This window comes from Paracidovorax oryzae ATCC 19882 (assembly GCF_000687165.1).
GTDB lineage: Bacteria > Pseudomonadota > Gammaproteobacteria > Burkholderiales > Burkholderiaceae_C > Paracidovorax > Paracidovorax oryzae.
In genome coordinates this window covers 196,767-216,457 of record NZ_KK366049.1, presented here as the reverse complement: position 1 = coordinate 216,457, position 19,691 = coordinate 196,767, and the positions used below count along the sequence as shown (strand labels likewise).

18 protein-coding genes and 1 tRNA gene are annotated in these 19,691 nt (G+C 68.2%); 10 read left to right on the top strand and 9 right to left on the bottom strand.

Annotation, left to right across the window (positions count from 1 at the left end):
- Window positions 1–29 precede the first annotated feature (29 nt).
- The 3 genes from T336_RS0123425 to T336_RS0123415 are packed head-to-tail and all read left to right on the top strand — an operon-like array spanning window position 30 to window position 3,249.
- Complete coding sequence (locus tag T336_RS0123425) at window positions 30–869, top strand: uroporphyrinogen-III synthase (protein ID WP_026434325.1); 840 nt, start codon at window positions 30–32, stop codon at window positions 867–869.
- Entirely contained in the window at window positions 866–1,948 is a 1,083-nt protein-coding gene (locus T336_RS0123420) for a uroporphyrinogen-III C-methyltransferase (protein WP_026434324.1), read from the top strand. The genes T336_RS0123425 and T336_RS0123420 overlap by 4 nt, the downstream gene beginning before the upstream one ends.
- Before the next feature lie 23 nt (window positions 1,949–1,971).
- Entirely contained in the window at window positions 1,972–3,249 is a 1,278-nt protein-coding gene (locus tag T336_RS0123415) for a heme biosynthesis protein HemY (protein ID WP_026434323.1), read from the top strand.
- 13 nt (window positions 3,250–3,262) lie between these two features.
- Here the strand turns inward: T336_RS0123415 and T336_RS0123410 are convergent, their stop codons facing one another.
- Window positions 3,263–4,990, bottom strand: a complete 1,728-nt coding sequence (locus T336_RS0123410) for an ABC-F family ATP-binding cassette domain-containing protein (RefSeq protein ID WP_026434322.1) — start codon at window positions 4,988–4,990, stop codon at window positions 3,263–3,265.
- Window positions 4,991–5,214: 224 nt separating this feature from the next.
- Between T336_RS0123410 and T336_RS0123405 the strand changes: the two genes are divergently transcribed.
- Window positions 5,215–5,844, top strand: a complete 630-nt coding sequence (locus tag T336_RS0123405) for a VOC family protein (protein ID WP_026434321.1) — start codon at window positions 5,215–5,217, stop codon at window positions 5,842–5,844.
- 48 nt (window positions 5,845–5,892) lie between these two features.
- Here T336_RS0123405 and T336_RS0123400 read toward each other — a convergent pair whose 3' ends face one another.
- On the bottom strand, window positions 5,893–7,740 hold the full coding sequence (locus T336_RS0123400) for a M48 family metallopeptidase (protein WP_026434320.1): 1,848 nt from the start codon (window positions 7,738–7,740) through the stop codon (window positions 5,893–5,895).
- 248 nt (window positions 7,741–7,988) lie between these two features.
- Between T336_RS0123400 and T336_RS0123395 the strand changes: the two genes are divergently transcribed.
- Together T336_RS0123395 and galU are read left to right on the top strand one after the other, a co-directional pair.
- Window positions 7,989–10,874, top strand: coding sequence for a valine--tRNA ligase (locus T336_RS0123395; RefSeq protein WP_026434319.1), 2,886 nt, complete (start codon window positions 7,989–7,991; stop codon window positions 10,872–10,874).
- Between the two features lie 137 nt (window positions 10,875–11,011).
- A complete protein-coding gene (gene galU / locus T336_RS0123390) occupies window positions 11,012–11,899 on the top strand; it encodes a UTP--glucose-1-phosphate uridylyltransferase GalU (protein WP_019701117.1) in 888 nt (295 codons plus the stop codon).
- 112 nt (window positions 11,900–12,011) lie between these two features.
- On the opposite strand, the gene T336_RS0123385 is transcribed toward galU, so the two are convergent.
- Genes T336_RS0123385 through cysM form a run of 3 tightly spaced genes read right to left on the bottom strand, consistent with a single transcriptional unit; the run spans window position 12,012 to window position 13,838 of the window.
- Entirely contained in the window at window positions 12,012–12,239 is a 228-nt protein-coding gene (locus T336_RS0123385) for a sulfurtransferase TusA family protein (RefSeq protein WP_011795115.1), read from the bottom strand.
- Window positions 12,240–12,273: 34 nt separating this feature from the next.
- The gene (locus tag T336_RS0123380; protein ID WP_026434318.1) at window positions 12,274–12,894 is read right to left on the bottom strand and encodes an NUDIX hydrolase; all 621 of its coding nucleotides are present in this window, start codon (window positions 12,892–12,894) and stop codon (window positions 12,274–12,276) included.
- A gap of 23 nt (window positions 12,895–12,917) precedes the next feature.
- On the bottom strand, window positions 12,918–13,838 hold the full coding sequence (gene cysM, locus T336_RS0123375) for a cysteine synthase CysM (RefSeq protein ID WP_026434317.1): 921 nt from the start codon (window positions 13,836–13,838) through the stop codon (window positions 12,918–12,920).
- A 43-nt stretch (window positions 13,839–13,881) separates the two neighbouring features.
- On the opposite strand from cysM, the gene T336_RS0123370 reads away from it, so the two are divergent.
- From T336_RS0123370 to T336_RS26985, 3 genes are all read left to right on the top strand, one after another.
- A tRNA-Leu gene (locus tag T336_RS0123370) sits at window positions 13,882–13,966 on the top strand.
- A gap of 414 nt (window positions 13,967–14,380) precedes the next feature.
- On the top strand, window positions 14,381–15,151 hold the full coding sequence (locus T336_RS26990) for a hypothetical protein (protein ID WP_156957950.1): 771 nt from the start codon (window positions 14,381–14,383) through the stop codon (window positions 15,149–15,151).
- Window positions 15,148–15,999, top strand: coding sequence for a hypothetical protein (locus tag T336_RS26985; RefSeq protein ID WP_156957949.1), 852 nt, complete (start codon window positions 15,148–15,150; stop codon window positions 15,997–15,999). The genes T336_RS26990 and T336_RS26985 overlap by 4 nt, the downstream gene beginning before the upstream one ends.
- 101 nt (window positions 16,000–16,100) lie before the next feature.
- Here T336_RS26985 and T336_RS26980 read toward each other — a convergent pair whose 3' ends face one another.
- Complete coding sequence (locus tag T336_RS26980) at window positions 16,101–16,244, bottom strand: hypothetical protein (RefSeq protein ID WP_156957948.1); 144 nt, start codon at window positions 16,242–16,244, stop codon at window positions 16,101–16,103.
- 295 nt (window positions 16,245–16,539) lie between these two features.
- Here T336_RS26980 and T336_RS27540 point away from each other — a divergent pair, with 295 nt between their 5' ends.
- A complete protein-coding gene (locus tag T336_RS27540; RefSeq protein ID WP_026434316.1) occupies window positions 16,540–17,484 on the top strand; it encodes an IPTL-CTERM sorting domain-containing protein in 945 nt (314 codons plus the stop codon).
- Between the two features lie 47 nt (window positions 17,485–17,531).
- Here T336_RS27540 and T336_RS0123350 read toward each other — a convergent pair whose 3' ends face one another.
- The 3 genes from T336_RS0123350 to T336_RS0123335 form a co-directional block, all read right to left on the bottom strand.
- Window positions 17,532–17,759, bottom strand: a complete 228-nt coding sequence (locus T336_RS0123350; protein ID WP_011795111.1) for a hypothetical protein — start codon at window positions 17,757–17,759, stop codon at window positions 17,532–17,534.
- A gap of 675 nt (window positions 17,760–18,434) precedes the next feature.
- Window positions 18,435–18,665 carry a hypothetical protein gene (locus tag T336_RS0123340; protein ID WP_026434315.1) on the bottom strand — a complete coding sequence of 77 codons (231 nt, stop codon included), beginning with the start codon at window positions 18,663–18,665 and terminating at the stop codon, window positions 18,435–18,437.
- A 125-nt stretch (window positions 18,666–18,790) separates the two neighbouring features.
- A complete protein-coding gene (locus T336_RS0123335; protein ID WP_026434314.1) occupies window positions 18,791–19,690 on the bottom strand; it encodes a LysR substrate-binding domain-containing protein in 900 nt (299 codons plus the stop codon).
- Window position 19,691: the final 1 nt, after the last annotated feature.

Here is a 19,691-nt window from a genome sequence, read left to right as displayed (position 1 = left end):
ACGCCCGCCCACCGAGCCCGCATCCACCCGTGCACCGCGCCCCCCCTCCTCCGGCCCCGCGCCGCGCCATCGTCACCCGCCCGGAGCGCGACGCCACGCAGTGGGTCGTGCACCTGCATGCGCGCGGCATCGATGCCGTGGCCCTGCCCCTCATCGCCATCCGGGGATGCGCCCATCCCGAAGCCCGCGCGGCACTGCAGGCAGCCCGCGAGGCCTGGCCCCGCTGGCGCGCGGTCATGTTCGTGAGCAGCAACGCGGCCCACCATTTCTTTGATCCGCCAGGCACGGGTGCCGCGCTGTTCGCTGGCGATCCGGCCGCGCTGCCGCGGATCTGGGCGCCCGGCCCCGGCACCGCCCAGGCGCTGCGGCAGGCCGGCGTGCCTGCGGAAGCCATCGACCGGCCCGCGCCCGATGCCGCGCAGTTCGACTCCGAATCCCTCTGGGCGCAGGTGGCGCCGCAGGTGCGGCAGGGCGACCGCATCCTCATCGTGCGCGGCGCGCAGGCCGACAGCGACGGCACGGACACCGTCGCAGGCACGGGCCGCGAATGGCTCGCGCAGCAGATCGCCGCGGCTGGCGGGCACGCCGAATTCGTCGCGGCCTACGAACGGGGCGCCCCCGACTTCAGCGCAGAGCAACTGGCCCTCGCCCGCACCGCGGCCACGGACGGCTCGCTCTGGCTTTTCAGCAGTTCCGAGGCCGTGGCCCACCTGGGGGCAGCGCTGCCCGGGCAGGACTGGTCCGGAGCGCGCGCGCTCGCCACCCATCCCCGCATCGCGCAGGCCGCGCAGGACGCCGGCTTCGGGGCCGTGCGCCAGTGCCGCCCTGCCCTGAACGACGTGGTCGCATCGATAGAATCCCACCCATGAGTTCCGAGCCCCACAACGCACCTCCCGCGCCTCCCGCAACCTCGGCGCCCCAGGCCTCCGGCGTGCAGCGCGCCGTGCTGGCGCTGCTCGGCGTCGTGGCCGTCGCCGGCCTCGCGACCAGCGTCATGCTGTGGCAGCGCCTCGGCAGCATCCAGGAACAGCTCGCCCGCCAGTCGGCCGATGCGGGCGCGCAGTCCATCGAGGCCCGCACCCTCGCCAACCAGGCGCTGGACATGGCGCGCGACGTCTCTGCGCGCATCGCCGTGAACGAAACCCGCGTGAGCGAAGTCGCCCTGCAGCGCAGCCAGCTCGAGGAACTCATGCAGAGCCTCTCGCGCTCGCGCGACGAGAACCTCGTGGTGGACATCGAATCCGCGCTGCGCCTCGCGCAGCAGCAGGCCCAGCTCACCGGCAGCCTGGAGCCCGTCATGGCCGCGCTCAAGAGTGCCAGCCAGCGCATCGAGCGGGCCGCCCAGCCGCGCCTGGCCCCCGTGGCGCGCGCCATCGGCCGCGACCTCGACCGCGTGGGCTCGGCCCAGGTCACCGACACGGCCGGCCTGCTGGCCCGCCTGGACGACCTCATGCGCCAGGTGGACGATCTGCCCCTGCAGAACGCCGTCGCGCAGGCCGCGGCCACGCGGCGCATGAATGCCGCCGCCCGCCCGTCCGAGGGCACTGCACCGGCCGGCGCCGACGGCACCCTTCCCTGGTGGCAGGCCACGCTGCAGCGCAGCTGGGAAGTCGTGCGCGACGAGGCCCGCCAGTTGCTGCGCGTCACCCGCATCGACCGCCCGGAGGCCATCCTCATCGCCCCCGACCAGGCCTTCTTCCTGCGCGAGAACCTCAAGCTCCAGCTGATGAACGCCCGCCTCGCGCTGCTCGCACGGCAGTACGAATCGGCGCGCGCCGACCTCTCCGCCGCGAACAACGCCCTGGGCCGGTACTTCGATCCCGCATCGCGTCGCACGCAGACGGCGGCCACGGTGCTTCAGCAGGCACAGGTCCACCTCAAGGGCGCGGCCCTGCCCACGCTGGACGAAACCTTCGCCACGCTGGCCACCGCCGCCGCCGGCCGCTGAACCGCGCAGGAGACCACCCACCCATGCGCGCAGCACTCTGGTTCCTGGTACTTTTCGGCACGGCCGTGGCTGCCGCCCTGTTCGCGGGCAACAACCAGGGCACCGTGACCCTGTTCTGGCCACCCTACCGCGTCGACCTGTCGCTCAACTTCGTGCTGCTGCTGTTCTTCGGCGGCTTCGCGATCCTCTATGCCGCGCTGCGCGCACTGTCCGCGCTGCTCGAACTGCCGGGCCAGGCACGGCGCTGGCGCGTGCAGCAGAAGGAGCGCTCCATGCACGCGGCCCTGCTCGACGCGCTCTCGCAGCTGCTGGCCGGGCGCTTCCTGCGCTCGCGCAAGGCCGCCATGGCCGCCCTCGCCCAGGAAAACGCCCTGGAAGCCGCCGGAGAAGCCGTGCCGCACGGGCGCCAGCTGCGCACGCTGGCGCACCTCGTCGCTGCCGAAAGCTCCCACGCCCTGCAGGACCGCGCCACCCGCGAGGCCCACCTGCGCAATGCCCTGGACAACATCCCGGCACGCGCCCCCGTGAGCGAGCTGGAACTGCGCGAGGGCGCCCAGCTGCGCGCCGCACGCTGGTCGCTCGACGAACGCGACGCGGCCACCGCACTCGAACACCTCGCCGCCCTGCCCCAGGGCGCGGCACGGCGCACACTGGCCCTGCGGGCGCGCCTCAAGGCGACGCGCCTCTCGCACCAGACCCAGGAGGCGCTGGAAACCGCCCGCCTGCTCGGCAAGCACCGCGCCTTCTCACCCGCTGCGGCGCAGAGCATCGTGCGCGGGCTCGCCATCGAACTGCTCAACGGCGCGCACGACCCCGCCCAGCTGCAGCAGACCTGGATGGCGTTCGAGGCGGCGGAGCGCGCCATGCCCGAACTGGCCATCCATGCCGCACAGCGCCTCACCGAACTCGGTGGCGACCACGGCCAAGTGCGCACCTGGCTGCTGCCCGCGTGGGAACGCATGGTGGACGCCACCGATCCGCTGCCCGACGCGCATGCGCTCAAGCTCGTGCGCGTGCTGGAAAGCAACCTCGACGCGCTCGACGCGGCCTGGCTGGCGCGCATCGAAACCGCCCAGCAGGCCAATCCGCGCGATGCGCGCCTGCAGTATTTGTCCGGCATGGCCTGCCTGCGCCGCCAGCTCTGGGGCAAGGCCCAGCAGCTGTTCACCCAGGCCGCCCAGCAGCTCGGCGAAGGCCCGCTGCGCTGCCGCGCCTGGCGCCACCTCGCCGAACTCGCGGAACAGCGCGGCGACACGCAAGCCGCCGCCACGGCCTGGAAGCACGCCGCGCTGGCGTCCTGAGCCGCCCCGCCCCTCAGCCCTCCGGCTGCAGCGCTCCATCGAGGTTCCAGCGCCCGTCCTCCCAGGCCCAAGCCACCTGCGGCGCCAGTGCCTGCAGGAAATGCCGGTCGTGCGACACCACGACCATCGCCCCGGTGAACGTTGACAGCGCCTCCTGCAGCGCCTGCACCGCCCGGGCATCCAGGTGATTGGAGGGTTCGTCCAACAGCAGCAGCTGCGCGGGCGCACCACCCCACAGGGCACAGGCCAGCGCAGCCCGCACGCGCTCACCGCCGCTGAGGCTGCCGGACGGGCGCAGCACGCGGCCCGCATCCAGGCCGAGCTGCGCCAGGCGCGTGCGCAGTTCCGCCGCGGGCAGCGGCGATTCCGCCAGCGCAAGTGCCTCCATCACGCTGAGCTCCGGCGGCAACAGGCCCCTGGCATCCTGGTCCAGCCAGGCCGCGTGCACCAGGCAGCCAGCGCGGCCCGCCGCGGGCGGCACGTGCCCGGCCAGCATGCGCAGCAGGGTGCTCTTGCCGCAGCCATTGGGCCCGGTCACGGCGATGCGCACCGGCCCGCTCCAGACCCCGTCGAGCGGCACCTGTGGCCCCAACGGCGGCACCGCCCCTTCCAGCCGCAGCACCGGCTTGCCTGCCGGGACGGCGCTGGCAGGCAGCGGCAGCGCCACGGCCGCTTCCACCCCCACCCGGGCGAATGCCTCGCGCACGGTCTCCTGCAGCCGTTCGCTCACCTGCTGCCGGCGCACATCCTCCCGCCCCGCATGCGCTTCGGCCTGGTCCTTCATGCGGTCAAGCACCAGGGGCGATTGGTTCGCCACCCGTCGTGCCGCGGCCCCCCGCGCGCTGCGCCGCGCCTGGGCCTCCTGCTGGCGGCGCAGGTCCCGCACCGCGCCATCGCGCTGTACTCGCGCCTGCCGCAGCGCTTCATGTGCGGCCTGGGTTTCGGCCGCCTTCTGGGCGGCATACGCGCTCCAGCCGCCACCGTACAGCCGCAGGCCGCGCGGTGACAGTTCCACGATGCGGTCCGCGCACTCCAGCAGCGCCCGGTCGTGGCTCGCCAGAAGCACGGCGCGCGGCCCGCCACGCCCGCTGTCCAGCGCCTGCTGCAGCCAGCGCCGTGCGTCGCCATCCAGGTGGTTGGTCGGCTCGTCCAGCAGCAGCACCTCGGCCTGCGAAAAAAAGGCCCCGGCCAGCGCCACGCGCACACGCTCTCCGCCGCTGAGGCGGTCGGCATCGGCATCGCCCTGCAGGTGACCGAGCCCGGCCCCCTCCAGCGCCTGCCGCCAGCGCGCAGGCCAGTCCCAGCGGCCGTCCGCCAGAAGCAGGTCTTCGGCGGTGCCCTGGCCGCACTCCAGCCTCTGCAATGCCTCCAGTTCGCGGTCGAGGCCTGCCAGCGCAGCCAGGGTCGTGCCCGGCGGATGCTGGCCCACGGCCCGCCATGTCCCCGTGCACAGCACATTGCCGGAAGACGGCAGCAGCGCGCCGGCCGCGATCGACAGCAGCACGCTCTTGCCCACGCCGTTGTCGCCTACCAGGCCGGTGACGCCGGGCGGCAGGCTCAACGCCAGCGGCTCGCCCCACAGCGGCTCGGCGCCGGGCGGGCACCACTGCACTTGCCGCAGGTGAAGCCTCGAGGCCGCCTCCGCGCCATGGGAGGACAAAGTCTGGTTGGGAAAAGAAGAGGCAGCGCGCAGTGCGCTGCGGGAAGAAAGCGGACGGTCGTCCGTACTGAAGGTCGCCATGCCGGGCACTCCAAGCCATCGTGATCGGCCACCCCGCAACAAAAAGGGATGGAACGGATGGGAGGGGGCTCACAGGCGCATCGGCGGATACCTCGAAAGAGAAAGAGAAAGAGAAAACACCTCGGCTGCCGACTATATGTCCGCTGCGGGGCCTTGCGCAAGTTGCTCTATATGAAATCAATTACGAATAGTACAATCCATCAATCCATCCCAAGGAGACAGCCATGAGCGCACTGCCCCGCCCCGACCTGGCCACCCTGCCCGCGCCCGCCGCCGTGCAGCAACTGCACCACTACGCCTACCGCGCACGCGACGCGGAAGAAACGCGGCACTTCTACGAAGACATCCTCGGCCTGCCGCTCTACCACATCATCCAGAGCGACTACGTACCCAGCACGGGCGAATACTGCCCCTACACGCACTTCTTTTTCCGCCTGCGGGACGGCTCCTTCATCGCCTTCTTCGACCTGGGCGACGACGTGAAGCCCGAGCCCTCCCCCAACACGCCCGCCTGGGTCAACCACATCGCCTTCCGCGTCGATACGGTCGAGGAACTGGAGAACACCAAGGCCCGCCTGCAGGCGCACGGCATCGAGGTGCTCGGCGTCACCGACCACCACATCTTCAAGAGCATCTATTTCTTCGACCCCAACGGCATCCGGCTCGAGCTGGCCGCCCAGCTGGCCGACGAGGAACACATGGCCAAGGACAGCAAGGTGGCCCACCAGCGCCTCGCCGAATGGACAGCCCGCAAGGAGCAATGGCGCCGCGAGCGCGCCGAAGGCAGGTCGGCGGCCCCGCTCAAGCCCCAGTCCAACGACCGGCCGGAGTACGTGCCGGGCACATCCGCCTGAAACAGACGCCAGGGCGGCCCCGCCGCCGGCCTTCCGCCCTGCCCCGGCTCAGCCTTCGGCCTGGTGCATGCGCATCACCTGGTGGCGTTGCCAGTAGGCGTTCACCACGGCCTTGAACCGGTCCTTCTCGGACCGCATGCCCGCCAGCGCGATACTCGTCGTGCGGTGCCGCAGCAGGCGCTTTTCAGGGTGCGTGACCACCAGCGCGTTCGTGAACGCGCTCTCGCTGAACTGCAGTGCCTTCACGGCGTCCCAGGGCACGTGCTGGTCGCCCCGCGTGGCACGGATGCCGTCGATGCTGACCTCCACCGTATTGCCGCCCTTGACCTCGAACGACTGGGGTGGAAAGTACTGCAGCACGATCGCCCGCTCCGCATCGTTCGCGGGCTCGTAGCGGTAGGCCAGGCTGCGCTCGTGGTTTTCCGCGAAAGCCGCCTCGTACTCCGACCACAGCCGCGATTCGATCGCCTCGGCCGTGAGGATGTCCTGCGCCCAGGTGGATGCGGGCGCACGCCGCACGATGGCGCCATAGTCGGCTTCGGCCAGCGACACCCCCACGCGCCCGATGCGCTCGGGCATGGGCGGATGCGAATCGAAGGGATGCGGCACGCGGGCCGAGCGCATGGCCTCGGCAAAACCGGGCGACTCCGCATAGGGCCCGAGCCCCTGCGCGATGAAGCCCGCGATGCCCAGCGCCTGGCCGTGGCGCTGGTCACGGCCGAACAGGTCTTCCTCGATGCGGTGCCGGTACTGCGCGTAGGCGGCGATCTTCACGAGCGACCGGGCGATGCCCTCGGGCGACACCGCCTCCGCGGCCGTGCGGTCGGCCCGGAATTCGCGCTCGCGGCTGTCCCGCGCAAGGGCGATCTCGAAGATGGTGCGATAGAGGGTGAGCAGCGGCGACGCCAGCGCCGACAGCCCCCCCTCGCGCACGGCATGCAGGTAGTGGTCGAACTGCACCAGCTTCGGGCCCAGGCGCGCGCTGCTGCGCGTATCGCCGCCGCCCAGGTGGGCCAGTTCGTGCGCCAGCACCGCATCGGCCTCGTGCTGGTCCAGCACCCGCAGCAGCGGAAGGCTGACGAACAGCGTGCGGCCCGTGAGTGCGCGCCCCTGCACGGTCAGCGGCGCCTCGGTCACGAAGAAATTGGCATCGATGCCGCCCACGATATGGCGCGGAGGCTCCGTGCCCAGGCGCGCGGCCAGGGCGCGCACCCGCTGCCAGAGCTGCGGCGCATCGGCTTCGGCGATGGTCTCGCCCGTCACCGCGTTGTCCCGCGGCAGCCTGCGGAAGATCGCCGCCACCGCCATGACCACGGCCACGGCCATGCCCAGCGCCACCACGAGGATGAGCTTGGGCGAATACCGGTGGAAGAAGAATGCGGGCACCCAGAACGCGAGCCACGTCAGCATGGCGCCCTGCACGACCAGCGAGATCGCGCTCGCCCAGGTGGTGATCCGCCATCCCGCCACGAAGCTCGCATGCTGCAGCGGCCGGTTCACGAACGCCAGCGCCCCCAGCCCCAGCACGGCGAGCAGCAGCGCGGCACCGGCCAGGAGCGTCGCGGCCGACAGCCGGCGGGCCAGGTCGAATTGCCATCCGGGCGAGAAACGGCCACACAGGCCCTCGCGCACCGCGGCGACGCGCGGATGCGTGTCATGGCAGGCGCCGGACGGCGGATGGCTGCGGAAGAACGCGCGCTGGGCCTCTTTCTCGGCCGCGGGCATCGACACCTCGGCATCGATGCGGCGCTCGATATCCGCCAGGAAGCGTGCATCTTCCGTGCCCTGCACGTGGCGCACGAAAAGCAGGGTCGCGGCGGGCACCAGGAAGAGGGACAGCAGGGTGAGCAGGGCCACTTTCAGGAGGCCCTTGCGGAATGCGGAAGACGGATTCATGGGTACTGCGCTTTGTAGGAATGGTTTTCATCACCGGCAGCGGGCGGCCCCCTCCGGGCCGCCGCCGGTGGCGGAGCCGCGAATTATTCGCAGCCGGCGCGGCGCGGTCCACTGCCGGTACGTAACAAAACGAGACACCGCCCGCGGCGCGGCCCCCGGAGCCGGGCCCGTAGAATCCCCTGTTCAGCCCATTTCCCACGCGACAGCGCCTCTTTGCAGAGGCGCCGCACCTGCCCGTTTCCACGCCCATGAGCTCGCCCCTGCACCAGCCCGGCCTTGAAAGCCTGTCCAAGTCCTTCGAACCCTCCGCCCTGGAAGCCCACTGGGGCCCCGAGTGGGAGCGCCGAGGCTACGGCGCGGCGGGCTGCCGGGGCACCGGCGCACCGGATGCCGGCGCCGCGGCCCGCGGCGAGAACTTCGCCATCCAGCTGCCGCCGCCCAACGTGACCGGCACGCTGCACATGGGCCATGCGTTCAACCAGACCATCATGGACAGCCTGGCGCGCTACCACCGCATGCGCGGCCACAACACGCTGTGGGTGCCGGGCACCGACCACGCCGGCATCGCCACGCAGATCGTGGTGGAACGCCAGCTGCAGGAACAGGGCGTGAGCCGCCACGACCTGGGCCGCGAGGCCTTCACCCACAAGGTCTGGGAATGGAAGGAAAAGAGCGGCAACACCATCACCACGCAGATGCGCCGCCTGGGCGACAGCGTGGACTGGAGCCGCGAATACTTCACCATGGACGACAAGCTCTCGAAGGTCGTCACCGACACCTTCGTGCGCCTCTACGAGCAGGGCCTGATCTACCGCGGCAAGCGCCTCGTGAACTGGGACCCGGTGCTGCAGTCCGCCGTGTCCGACCTGGAAGTGGAAAGCGAGGAGAAGGACGGCTCGCTCTGGCACATCGCCTACCCGCTCACGGACGGCTCCGGCAGCCTCACGGTGGCCACCACGCGGCCCGAAACCATGCTGGGCGACGTGGCGCTGATGGTCCACCCCGAGGACGAGCGCTACACGGCCCTGGTCGGCAAGACCGTCATCCTGCCCCTGGTGGGCCGCGAGATCCCCATCATCGCCGACGCCTACGTCGACAAGGAATTCGGCACCGGCGTCGTCAAGGTCACGCCCGCGCACGACCCCAACGACTACCAGGTGGGCCAGCGCCACGGACTGCCCATGATCGTGGTGCTGACCCTGCAGGCCACCATCAACGAGAACGCTCCCGAGAAGTACCGCGGCATGGACCGCTTCGCGGCCCGCAAGGCCATCGTGGCCGACCTGGAGGCCGCCGGCGCCCTGGTCGAGACCAGGAAGCACAAGCTCATGGTCCCCATCTGCACCCGCACGGGCCAGGTGGTCGAGCCCATGCTGACCGACCAATGGTTCGTCGCCATGAGCGAGGTGGGCAAGGGCGACCCGACGGGCAAGTCGATCGCGCAGAAGGCCATCGATGCCGTGGCCTCCGGCCAGGTGCAGTTCGTGCCCGAGAACTGGGTCAACACCTACAACCAGTGGATGAACAACATCCAGGACTGGTGCATCAGCCGCCAGCTCTGGTGGGGCCACCAGATCCCGGCCTGGTACGACGAGGCCGGCAACGTGTACGTCGCCCGCGACGAGGCCGAGGCGCAGGCCCAGGCCGGCGCGGGCGTGAAGCTCACGCGCGACGCCGACGTGCTGGACACCTGGTATTCCTCCGCGCTCGTGCCCTTCTCGTCGCTCGGCTGGCCCGAAGCGCTGGACGACACGTCCGCGACGAAAGACTACGACCTCTACCTGCCCTCCTCCGTGCTGGTCACGGGCTACGACATCATCTTCTTCTGGGTCGCCCGGATGATCATGATGAGCACGCACTTCACAGGCCGCGTGCCGTTCAAACACGTGTACATGCACGGCCTCGTGCGCGACGCCCAGGGCAAGAAGATGTCCAAGTCCGAAGGCAACGTGCTCGACCCGGTGGACCTGATCGACGGCATCGCGCTCGACCCCCTGCTGGAAAAGCGCACCACCGGCCTGCGCCGCCCCGAGACCGCGCCCCAGGTGCGCAAGAACACGCAGAAGGAATTCCCCGAAGGCATTCCTGCCTACGGTGCCGACGCGCTGCGCTTCACCTTCGCCGCGCTCGCCAGCCTGGGCCGCAGCATCAACTTCGACAGCAAGCGCTGCGAGGGCTACCGCAATTTCTGCAACAAGCTCTGGAACGCCAGCCGCTTCGTGCTGATGAACTGCGAAGGCCACGACTGCGGCCTCTCGGACCACACCCAGGCCGACTGCGACGGCGGCTACCTGCAGTTCAGCCAGCCCGACCGCTGGATCGTCTCCGCCCTGCAGAAGGTGGAGGCGGAAGTCGCCAAGGGCTTCGAGGACTACCGGCTCGACCACGTCGCCCAGGCCATCTACGAATTCGTCTGGAACGAATTCTGCGACTGGTACCTGGAAATCGCCAAGGTGCAGATCCAGACCGGCAACGAAGCGCAGCAGCGCGCCACGCGCCGCACGCTGATCCGCACGCTGGAAACCATCCTGCGCCTCGCGCACCCGCTGATCCCGTTCATCACCGAAGAGCTCTGGCAGAAGGTCGCCCCGGTGGCCGGCCGAGAAGGCGCGTCGGTCAGCGTCGCCCCGTATCCGCAGGTCCAGCCCGAGCGCATCGACGAGGCCGCCATCGCCCACGTCGGCCGCCTCAAGGCCCTGGTCGATGCCTGCCGCACGCTGCGCGGCGAGATGAACGTCTCTCCCGCCACCCGGCTGCCGCTCTACGCCGTCGGCGACGCCGACTTCATGCGCGCGGCCGCCCCGGCACTGCAGGCCCTGGCCAAGCTCAGCGAAGTCAAGGTGTTCGACGATGAAGCCACCTGGGCCGCCGCCGCGCAGGCCGCGCCCGTGGCCGTGGTCGGCGAGGCCCGCCTGTGCCTGCACATGGAAATCGACGTGGCCGCCGAGAAGGCACGCCTTTCCAAGGAGATCGCCCGCATCGATGGCGAGATCGCCAAGGCGCGCGGCAAGCTCGCGAACGAGGCCTTCGTCGCCAAGGCGCCGCCGGCCGTCATCGAGCAGGAGCAAAAGCGCGTCGCGGACTTCGGCGCCACGCTCGAACGCCTGCGCGACCAACTCGCTCGGCTGGGGTGAGCCGGGAAACCGCACCTCGTGGCGCTCCGCAATGGCGGGCCCTGCGGGTGTAACCAGGTGCAGTTTCAGTTGAAGGCCTACGGTGGCGTCCCCACCCTCCTTCGACAATGATCCAACTTCAAAACGAGGAATCTTCCATGAGCGACAACTCCGCGATCCGCAAAGCCGTCTTCCCCGTGGCCGGGCTGGGAACCCGCTTCCTGCCCGCCACGAAGGCATCCCCCAAGGAGATGCTGCCGGTGGTGGACAAGCCGCTGATCCAGTACGCCGTCGAAGAGGCCTACGCGGCCGGCATCCGCCACATGATCTTCGTCACCGGCCGCAGCAAGCGCGCCATCGAGGACCACTTCGACACCGCCTACGAGCTGGAAAACGAACTGGAAGCCGCCGGCAAGAACGAACTGCTGCAGCTCGTGCGCTCGGTCGCACCCAACGACATGGACTGCGCCTTCGTGCGCCAGCCGCGCTCCCTGGGCCTGGGCCATGCCGTGCTCTGCGCCGAGCCGCTCGTGGGCCGCGAACCCTTCGCCGTGCTGCTCGCAGACGACCTCATGGTCGGCCCCCCCGGTGGCCAGCCCGTCATGGCCCAGATGGCGGCCGCCTTCCGCAAGCAGGGCCGCTCGCTGCTGGCCGTGCAGGAAGTGCCGCAGGACCAGGTCCGCCGCTACGGCATCGTGGCCGGCGAACCCGCCGGCGGTCCGCTGATCCGCATCGAGCGCATCGTCGAGAAGCCCGCACCCGAAGACGCGCCTTCGCGCATGGGCGTGGCCGGCCGCTACATCCTCACGCCGGGCGTGTTCGACGAGATCCGCAACCAGCCCCAGGGCGTGGGCGGCGAGATCCAGCTCACCGACGCCATCGCCCGCCTCATGAGCCGCGAAGCCGTCTATGCCTTCCGCTACGAAGGCAAGCGCTACGACTGCGGCAGCAAGGAAGGCTTCCTGGAAGCCACCGTGGAACTGGCCCTGCAGCATCCCCAGGTGGGCGCCGCCTTCCGCGAATACCTCAAGACCGTGGAAATCTGAGCCGCGGACCAGGCAAGCACGCGCTGCCATCGTAAAAAGGCGCTCACCGGGAGCGCCTTTTTTACTGGCCGTGCCCCTTTCGCGGGGCACGGCATCTCCGGAGAGCCCGGGCTCAGCGCCGCCGCAGCACGTGGGTGTATTCCTCGCCCGCCGTGCTCTGGTCCAGCAGTTCGTTGCCGGTCTGCTTCGCGAACGCCTGGAAGTCGCGCAGCGAGCCGTTGTCGGTGGACACCACCTTGAGCACCTCGCCGCTGGCCATGGAGGCGAGCGCCTTCTTGGCCTTCAGGATGGGCAGCGGGCAGTTCAGCCCGCGGGTGTCGATTTCCTTGTGGATGTGCATCGTCGTCGGCTTCCTGGCGAAGAGAGAAAGAATTCTAGAGCGGCCCGGGCTGCGGCTGCGCCAGCCCTGCCGCCGGATCTGCAACGGCGCCCGTCTGCACCGGGACAGCCGGTGCAGGCGCCTCGCTGCGCTGGCCCGGCCACTCCATGAACGTGGGCTCGATGCCGCGGCCGCGCAGCCAGTCAGCCAGCGCCTGGCCGGTACCGGCAGGCCAGCACCGCAGCTTCTCCGGCGCGATCAGCCGGTAGTCCACCAGCTCGGGCGACAGCCGCACCGTGCCGTTCGCCATCGCATGGTAGGCCACGATGACCTGGTTCATGCGCTGGAAGTCGTACACCCCGATCAGCGACAGTGCGCTCACGTCGAGGTTCGTCTCTTCCTTCACCTCGCGAACGATACCTTCCTGCGGCGTCTCGCCCACCTCCATGAAGCCGGTGATCAGCGCGAAGGCCTTGTGCTCCCACGCCGCATTGCGCGCCAGCAGCACGCGTCCATCCAGCTCGACGACCGCGGCCAGCACCGGCGTGGGATTGTTCCAGTGCGTCCAGCCGCAGGCGGGGCAACGCAGGCGCTGACGCTCGCCGCCGTCCTCCAGGGCCGTGACCCACGCGAGCGGCGTGGCGCACTGGGTGCAAAAACGCGGTTCGGAGTGCATGGTGCAGTTGCCGGCCGGACCGCTCAGGCGGGAAACACCCCGGTGGACAGGTAGCGATCGCCCCGGTCGCACACGACGAAGACGATGGTCGCATCCCGCTCGCGCCGCGCGATCTCCTGCGCCGCCCAGCAGGCACCCGCCGCGGAGATGCCCGCGAAGATGCCCTCCTCCCGCGCGAGGCGGCGGCACATGTCCTCGGCATCGTCCTGGCCGACATTGATCGTCTCGTCCACCGCACGCGGATCGTAGATCTTCGGCAGGTACTCCTGCGGCCACTTGCGGATGCCCGGAATGCGCGACCCTTCCTTGGGCTGCGCACCGATGATCTGGATGGCAGGGTTCTTTTCCTTCAGGAAGCGCGACACGCCCGTGATCGTGCCGGTCGTGCCCATGGCGCTCACGAAATGCGTGATGCGCCCGCCCGTCTGCTCCCACAGTTCGGGCCCGGTGGTCTCGTAATGGATGCGCGGATTGTCCGGATTGGCGAACTGGTCGAGCACCACGCCCTTGCCCTGCCGCACCATGGTATCGGCCAGGTCGCGCGCGTACTCCATGCCGCCGCTCTTGGGCGTGAGGATCAGCTCCGCGCCGAAGGCCTTCATCGTCTGCGCCCGCTCCACCGACAGGTCTTCCGGCATCACCAGCACCATCCGGTAGCCCTTGATCGCCGCCGCCATCGCGAGCGCGATGCCCGTATTGCCCGACGTGGCTTCGATGAGCGTGTCACCCGGCTTGATCTCCCCACGCTCCTCCGCGCGCCGGATCATGGACAACGCCGGGCGGTCCTTCACGGAACCCGCCGGGTTGTTGCCCTCCAGCTTGCCCAGCACGACCGTGCCGCGCTCGGCGTTCTCCCGCGCGCCGATGCGCTGCAGGGCGACCAGCGGCGTGCGGCCGATCGCGTCTTCGATGGTGGGGTACGTGGGGGAAGGGGTGGTAGCCATAGCCCCCTACTGTGCCATAATCCCGGGCTTCCTTCTTCGCGTCGCCCGGGTGGTGAAATTGGTAGACGCAGGGGACTCAAAATCCCCCGCCGCAAGGCGTGCCGGTTCGATTCCGGCCCCGGGCACCATGGCTCTGACGCTATGGTTTTGGTAGCTTGTTCCGCATCAAGTTCCGCGCATGTTCCGCAGCCGGCTTCGCGCCGCGCCAGTGAAGCGTATGTATCCCGCCCCGTCTGGCAAGGTTTCCCCTACCGGCTCCCGTGCGCTTGATGCCAAGCCGCCCCGGATCAGCCACGGCGTTGCAGTGCCATCTCACCTCTTCAGGCTGGTTTACGACCCCACGACGCGGAAGAGCTGGCCCCACTGGCAGGAGAACAGCCCAGCCGCTATAGTGGAACGTCCTCTGCACTTGAACGAAGCCGTCCAACGAACTGGCATAGACTTTCAAAAAGATCATTCCGATGAAGCAGCGGGGTAGTCGATGCTTCTAATGTCTATCGCACGGCAAAAATAATAAACCGGCAATACTGGGAGGAAATATAATGCCGCAGGAAAATAACAGGATATTTGCAAGAATTTCCCACGCAACCTTATGCGAAGGCACGGAAACACCGGTAGGACACGGCAACAACCGACCGGTACGCTGCGTCATAAAAATGGAGGATGGCTCCATACAAGCCGCGGTGCTAAAAAGACTATCTCAGCCCTCTTTATCCATAGAGATTTTCTGCTCCTTGGTGCTCAGGAATTGGGGATTGCATGTACCTCAGCCCATACTTGTGCGCGACAAGACTGGCACCCTTGCATTTGCGTCTGCAGACAACGGGTTTCCAGATTTCAAGCAAAACCTTGGCTTTGATGATGAACTCCCGCCAGACGTTCGACACGAACTAAGAGTGCGCGCTGGGGAGCTAATTTCAGGATTCAGTCAAACGCCTCTCGCCATAGCTGCCGACGAAGCTATAAAAAATCGTGACCGCCACCTAGAAAACATATTGTGGGATGGAACCGAGGTTGCATGGATCGACCATGAAGGGGCCCTGGGAAACAGCGTTGAGCCAGACCAGAATCGTCTTGTGAGGTTGGTGTGTCTACAAGGCGGTTACGAAAGCGTCCGGGACAAAGCAATGAAGGCCGCGGCGTTGATTGCGACCGCTCCGCCTGCCAGCTTTCCGGAAGGGTTGCCACCTGCTGGCAGCAATGGTATAGAGTTCGCAACAACCCTTGCCGAGGGGCTTGAACTGTTGAGCCAAAAGGTGCTCCATCGTTTCCCTCAGCCCGAGGATCTTCTTTCTCCGCCTCCTACACGATGACCAGCAACCTCGATCAGAAGCCGACCGTACTCGCTGACTGGCGTCCCGTTTACTGGGAGCCGGTCGCTGGGTCAGGAGAGCGCCTCATGGCCGGGGTTGTGGGGCGTCACGGGGAAACGTGGCAAGCGAGAAGAGCTCTACGAAATGATGTCCTTGAAAGCCTCTATGGCGACAAAGCAGCGGGCGCGATAAAACTCATCGACCATGCTCTTGCTACCGCTTTGTTGGTTGCAAAACGAGCAGGCCTCGAAGCGCTGAAAGATCCATTGATGGGATTATCTCCAGGAGCGCTACGCCAAACCGCTGCCCATGATTTCACCGAAGTTTTAAAGCAGGCTGCTCTACTCTACAGTAGTCTCACAAACCTGGACGCAATTGACGATCCGGATGAGGATGCCAATTCCAAGGTTGAAGATGGAAACAGACAATTCGGATCAGAAGTTAGGTCTACGATCGCGGCTCTTCGTCCCGACTTGAAAGAATTTCTAAATATTAAAACACCAGTTGTGGATAATGGTGTTCCTGTTAGATTTGGCTTTTATTCCAAAAACCTCATTGTTCAGTTCTCCGTCCTTCACCCTGTTCGACAGCCCGGCAGTGTTAGCACTGCGAGAAGCAAAATTTTTGAACTGCAAAGAGCTCAAGAGCTTGGCGGAATAAGAAAATCTGCCTTAGTTTTTGCTGTCCCCCCTGAGGATTCTGCAGTCTTTGGGGAAAAGCAGCGCGAGGCCCTCATAGAGAACATCGAAGAAATACGCCGGGAAGCGATCGCGGTTGACGTGATCCCAACACCAGTAACTACAGTGATTGCGGGCGCACACTCTGTAATAGACCTTCAGTCACTTTAACTTTGGGGTCGACCCGGCGTCGTACACCTCTACTGGAGCAAACCGCAGTAGCTTCGACGCTTCGGCCACGGTGCTCGCGGCCAATCTCTCAACATACGTGCTCAGGGAGCGATCGACAGCACGCTGATCCGATGCCCGATCTCTGCCCGCAGTCGCTCGATCGTGTTCAGGCGCTGGCGCTTGTCTCCGCCGATCTCGCTCGGGTCGGCAGTGATCGCCTTGGAGCGCTGGTCGAGGGCGGCCATCCGCTCGCTGACGTTGTTGAACGCCGTTCAGGAACGGCACAGACTGGGTGAGGAAGCGCGCCACAGCGTGGCTGCCGGACCATGCTGAAGTCGATCAGGTCGCGGACCATGAAGGAGGCTTCTGCGTGGCTGTGCCCTTTGCCACAAGCCGGTCGTAGAACGCGGCGCGGTTGACGGTCTCGGCGATTCCGGAATCCGGCAAGCCGTACGCGCATTCCTCTCAGAGCACGCGTAGAAATCAAGATAATGCCTTTGCATCAAAACGTATCGACCACCACTCCATCAAAGCTCATCCATGACTACCGCCGTTCTCCGCAAACCCTTTGCGGCCGCCGCGCCTCTCTGCCAAGCGATCGCCGCCAGCCTGTTGCTCGCCGGAACCGCCTTCGCCGCGACCACGACCTTTTCCACTCCTGGGGCCGCGACCTGGACCGTGCCTGCCGGTGTGACCAGCGTGAATGTTGTCGCCACGGGCGGCGGCGGAGGTGGCGGATATGGAGCAGCCGGTGGTAACGGCGGCGTCGTGACCGTATCCCTGCAGGTCACCCCTGGCCAGACGCTGAACATGTTCGTGGGCGGCGGCGGTGCACGCAGGGCCTCCCAGGGCGGCGCCGGCGGCGGATCCTCCCAAATCGATCCGGGCACGGCCAACCAGATCATTGCTGGCGGCGGCGGCGGCGGGGGCGGCTCCGGCGGCAATGGAGGCAACGGCAACGGAAGTGCCGGCGGCAATGGCGGGGCGACGGGCGGAAGTGGTGGCAGCAACGGCATCGGCGGAGCCGCCGGAGCAAATGCTGTCAGCCGGACCTGTCCTGTGGGCGCAGGCGGCAGTGGCAATGGCGGTGCCGGCGGCACCGGTGGCTTCGATCAGAACGCGACGGCGGGTGCGGTCGGCGGATCAGGCTCGGGCACCGGTACGGGAGGCACCGGAGCAACGGGCACCAACTGCGCCAGTGGCGGGGGCGGCGGGGGCTATGGCGGCGGCGGGGCAGGCGGCGCGGCCGGTGCCGATGCCGGCGGAGGCGGCGGTGGCAGCGTCGGACCGAACGGCGCTGTCATCAGCGTGGCCAGCAATGCGGGTGCGGCGAACGCCGCAGGCGGTAACGGATCGATCGCTCTGACCTATGCAGATGCAGTGGCCACCCCCGCCCCGATCCCGACCCTTTCCCAGTGGGGCCTGGTGCTCATGGCGGGTCTGCTCGGCCTGTTCGCCGTTGGCACGATGCGCCGCCGTCGCTGAAGCACAAGCGTGGAGCGGCTTGCCGGGCAAAGCGCGCCGGCAGCCGCTTACCGGGACCACTTCCGCTCGGCCTTCGGCTCCACGGTGATGTCCACGTGCTTCTGCACTTCCGGCCGGCCGGTACGGGGATTGGTGTCCACCACGTCCTCCAGCGTGATCTTGCTCACCTCGGCCTGGGTGTCTGCCTCCAGATCCTCCAGCACCTCGCCCACCCGCTTCTCTGCGGCATCCACCTGTTGCTGCGTGGCGGGAGACGGGGTGGTGCGGGACAGCATGGCGGAGTTCCTTGGAGGAGTGGCGGAAGGGTTCGGGGCCGTCAGGGCCGGGCCCGTGCTACGGCCATGGGGCCCGGCAGCCACCCGCAATGGGGAGGCATATCGGCCGGCTCCGGCGGAGGCGCCGGGACATCGGGCTCGACGGGCTGGTCGCCCTTGTCGGCAGGGGAGCGGTGCAGGGAAGGCATGGGGGAATGGGAGCGAGGGAGAGCGAGGGCGCAAGGGCCTGCTCAGAATCCACTCATGACGGATGCCGCGAAGTAGGCAATACCCAGGCTGGAAAAAAGCACGAATCCGGCCACGACAGTCAGCATTTCTTTCATGTTCGTCCTTCAATGGGGAACATTGCCCGGCCGGGGTCGATGCGCAACGCATCGAAAAATGGCGCCATGGCCGGCGCGGAATTCCTGGAAAACAGCCGGGGGCCACGCCGCCCGGACCACCTTCACGAGAGCCCGCCGCGGGACGATCCGTCACCGGGCCTGGCCACTTGTTGTCAATCCTTGGGCACCTGCCGGAGGAGGGGAACAATTCCCGTCTCCTGCAGGCACAGCCGCTACTGTATGAAATCCCCGAATTCCGCGGTGTAGGACGAATGCCGGTCCGGTGTCGGACGGTCGGGCGGCGGAAAAGAGAAAGCCGGGGTGCGACCCCGGCCTGGCGCGCGGCGGCGGATCAGCTTTCCTGGCGGCGGATGACGGCCCGGCCGCTGTCGGTGATGACCAGGTCGCCGGTGGCGTTCTTCGCGATGTAGCCACGCTCGTAGAGGCGGCCCGACAGGTGGTGGCGCAGGGCCTCCGGCACGCTGATGGCGCGGCCGATTTCCAGTTGCTTGAGGGCTTCGAGTTCATCGACCGTGGGATCGAAGTGGGGGGCGTGGTAGGTGCCGCTCGTGTGGTTTTGCATGTGCCGGTACTCCTTGTTGTGACGATAGGCAGGGAAACAGAGCCTGCAAGCGCCTGCTCTACAGCAGGCAGGCACAGCCTAGCCCGGGGTGGCGGCCGATGCAACCGGACAGGGCGCTGTCACGGTCAAGACGCGGCCATGTCCTGCAGCCAGGCAGAGAAGGCCGCGACGACGGGCGGCTGGGACTGCGCGGGGGTGACGAAGTAGTAGCCCCGCCCTCCCCGCGGCGGGTGGTCGCAGGCCGGCACCAGTTCGCCCCGCGCGCGCTCGGGCTCGATCAGCATCAGCGGCACCAGCGCCACGCCCAGACCGTGGGCGGCCGCCACGGCGGACATGGAAAAGAGTTCATAGCGCGGGCCGTCCAGGGCATGCTGGGGGGCATGCACCCCCATGGACTCGAACCACTGGCGCCAGGCCAGCGGCCGTGTCGTCTGCTGCAGCAGCGGCAGTTCAGCCAGGGCTTCCGGCGGCAGGGGCCGGCCCTCCGGCAGCAGCGCGGGGCTGCAGACCGGCGCCACGTCCTCCTGCATCAACCGCAGGGCCTGGGTGCCGGGCCAGTTGGCCACCTGCTCGGGCGTGCCGGCGTAGAGGGCCGCATCGAAGCCCGCGTCCGCGAAGAGGAAGGGGCGCACCTGGGTCTCGATGTGGACGACGATGTCGGGATGCCGCTCGGCCAGCCGGGGCAGGCGGGGCACCAGCCAGCGGGTGGCGAACGTGGGCACGGCGGCGAGGCGGATGGAGCCGCCCTGCCCCTGGTGGGCCATGACGTCGAGCGTGTCGCGCTCCAGGCCTTCGAGCCAGCGCCCGACCTGGGCCGCATAGTGGGTGCCGGCAGGCGTCAGGGCGACCCCGTGGCGGGTGCGGCGGAACAGGGCGACGCCCAGGAACTCCTCCAGCGCCATGATCTGCCGCGACACGGCGCTTTGCGTGAGGAACAGCTCCTGGGCGGCGCGTGTGTAGCTTTCGTGGCGGGCGGCGGCTTCGAAGCAGGCCAGGGCCTGGGTGGACGGCAGGGTGCGGCGCATG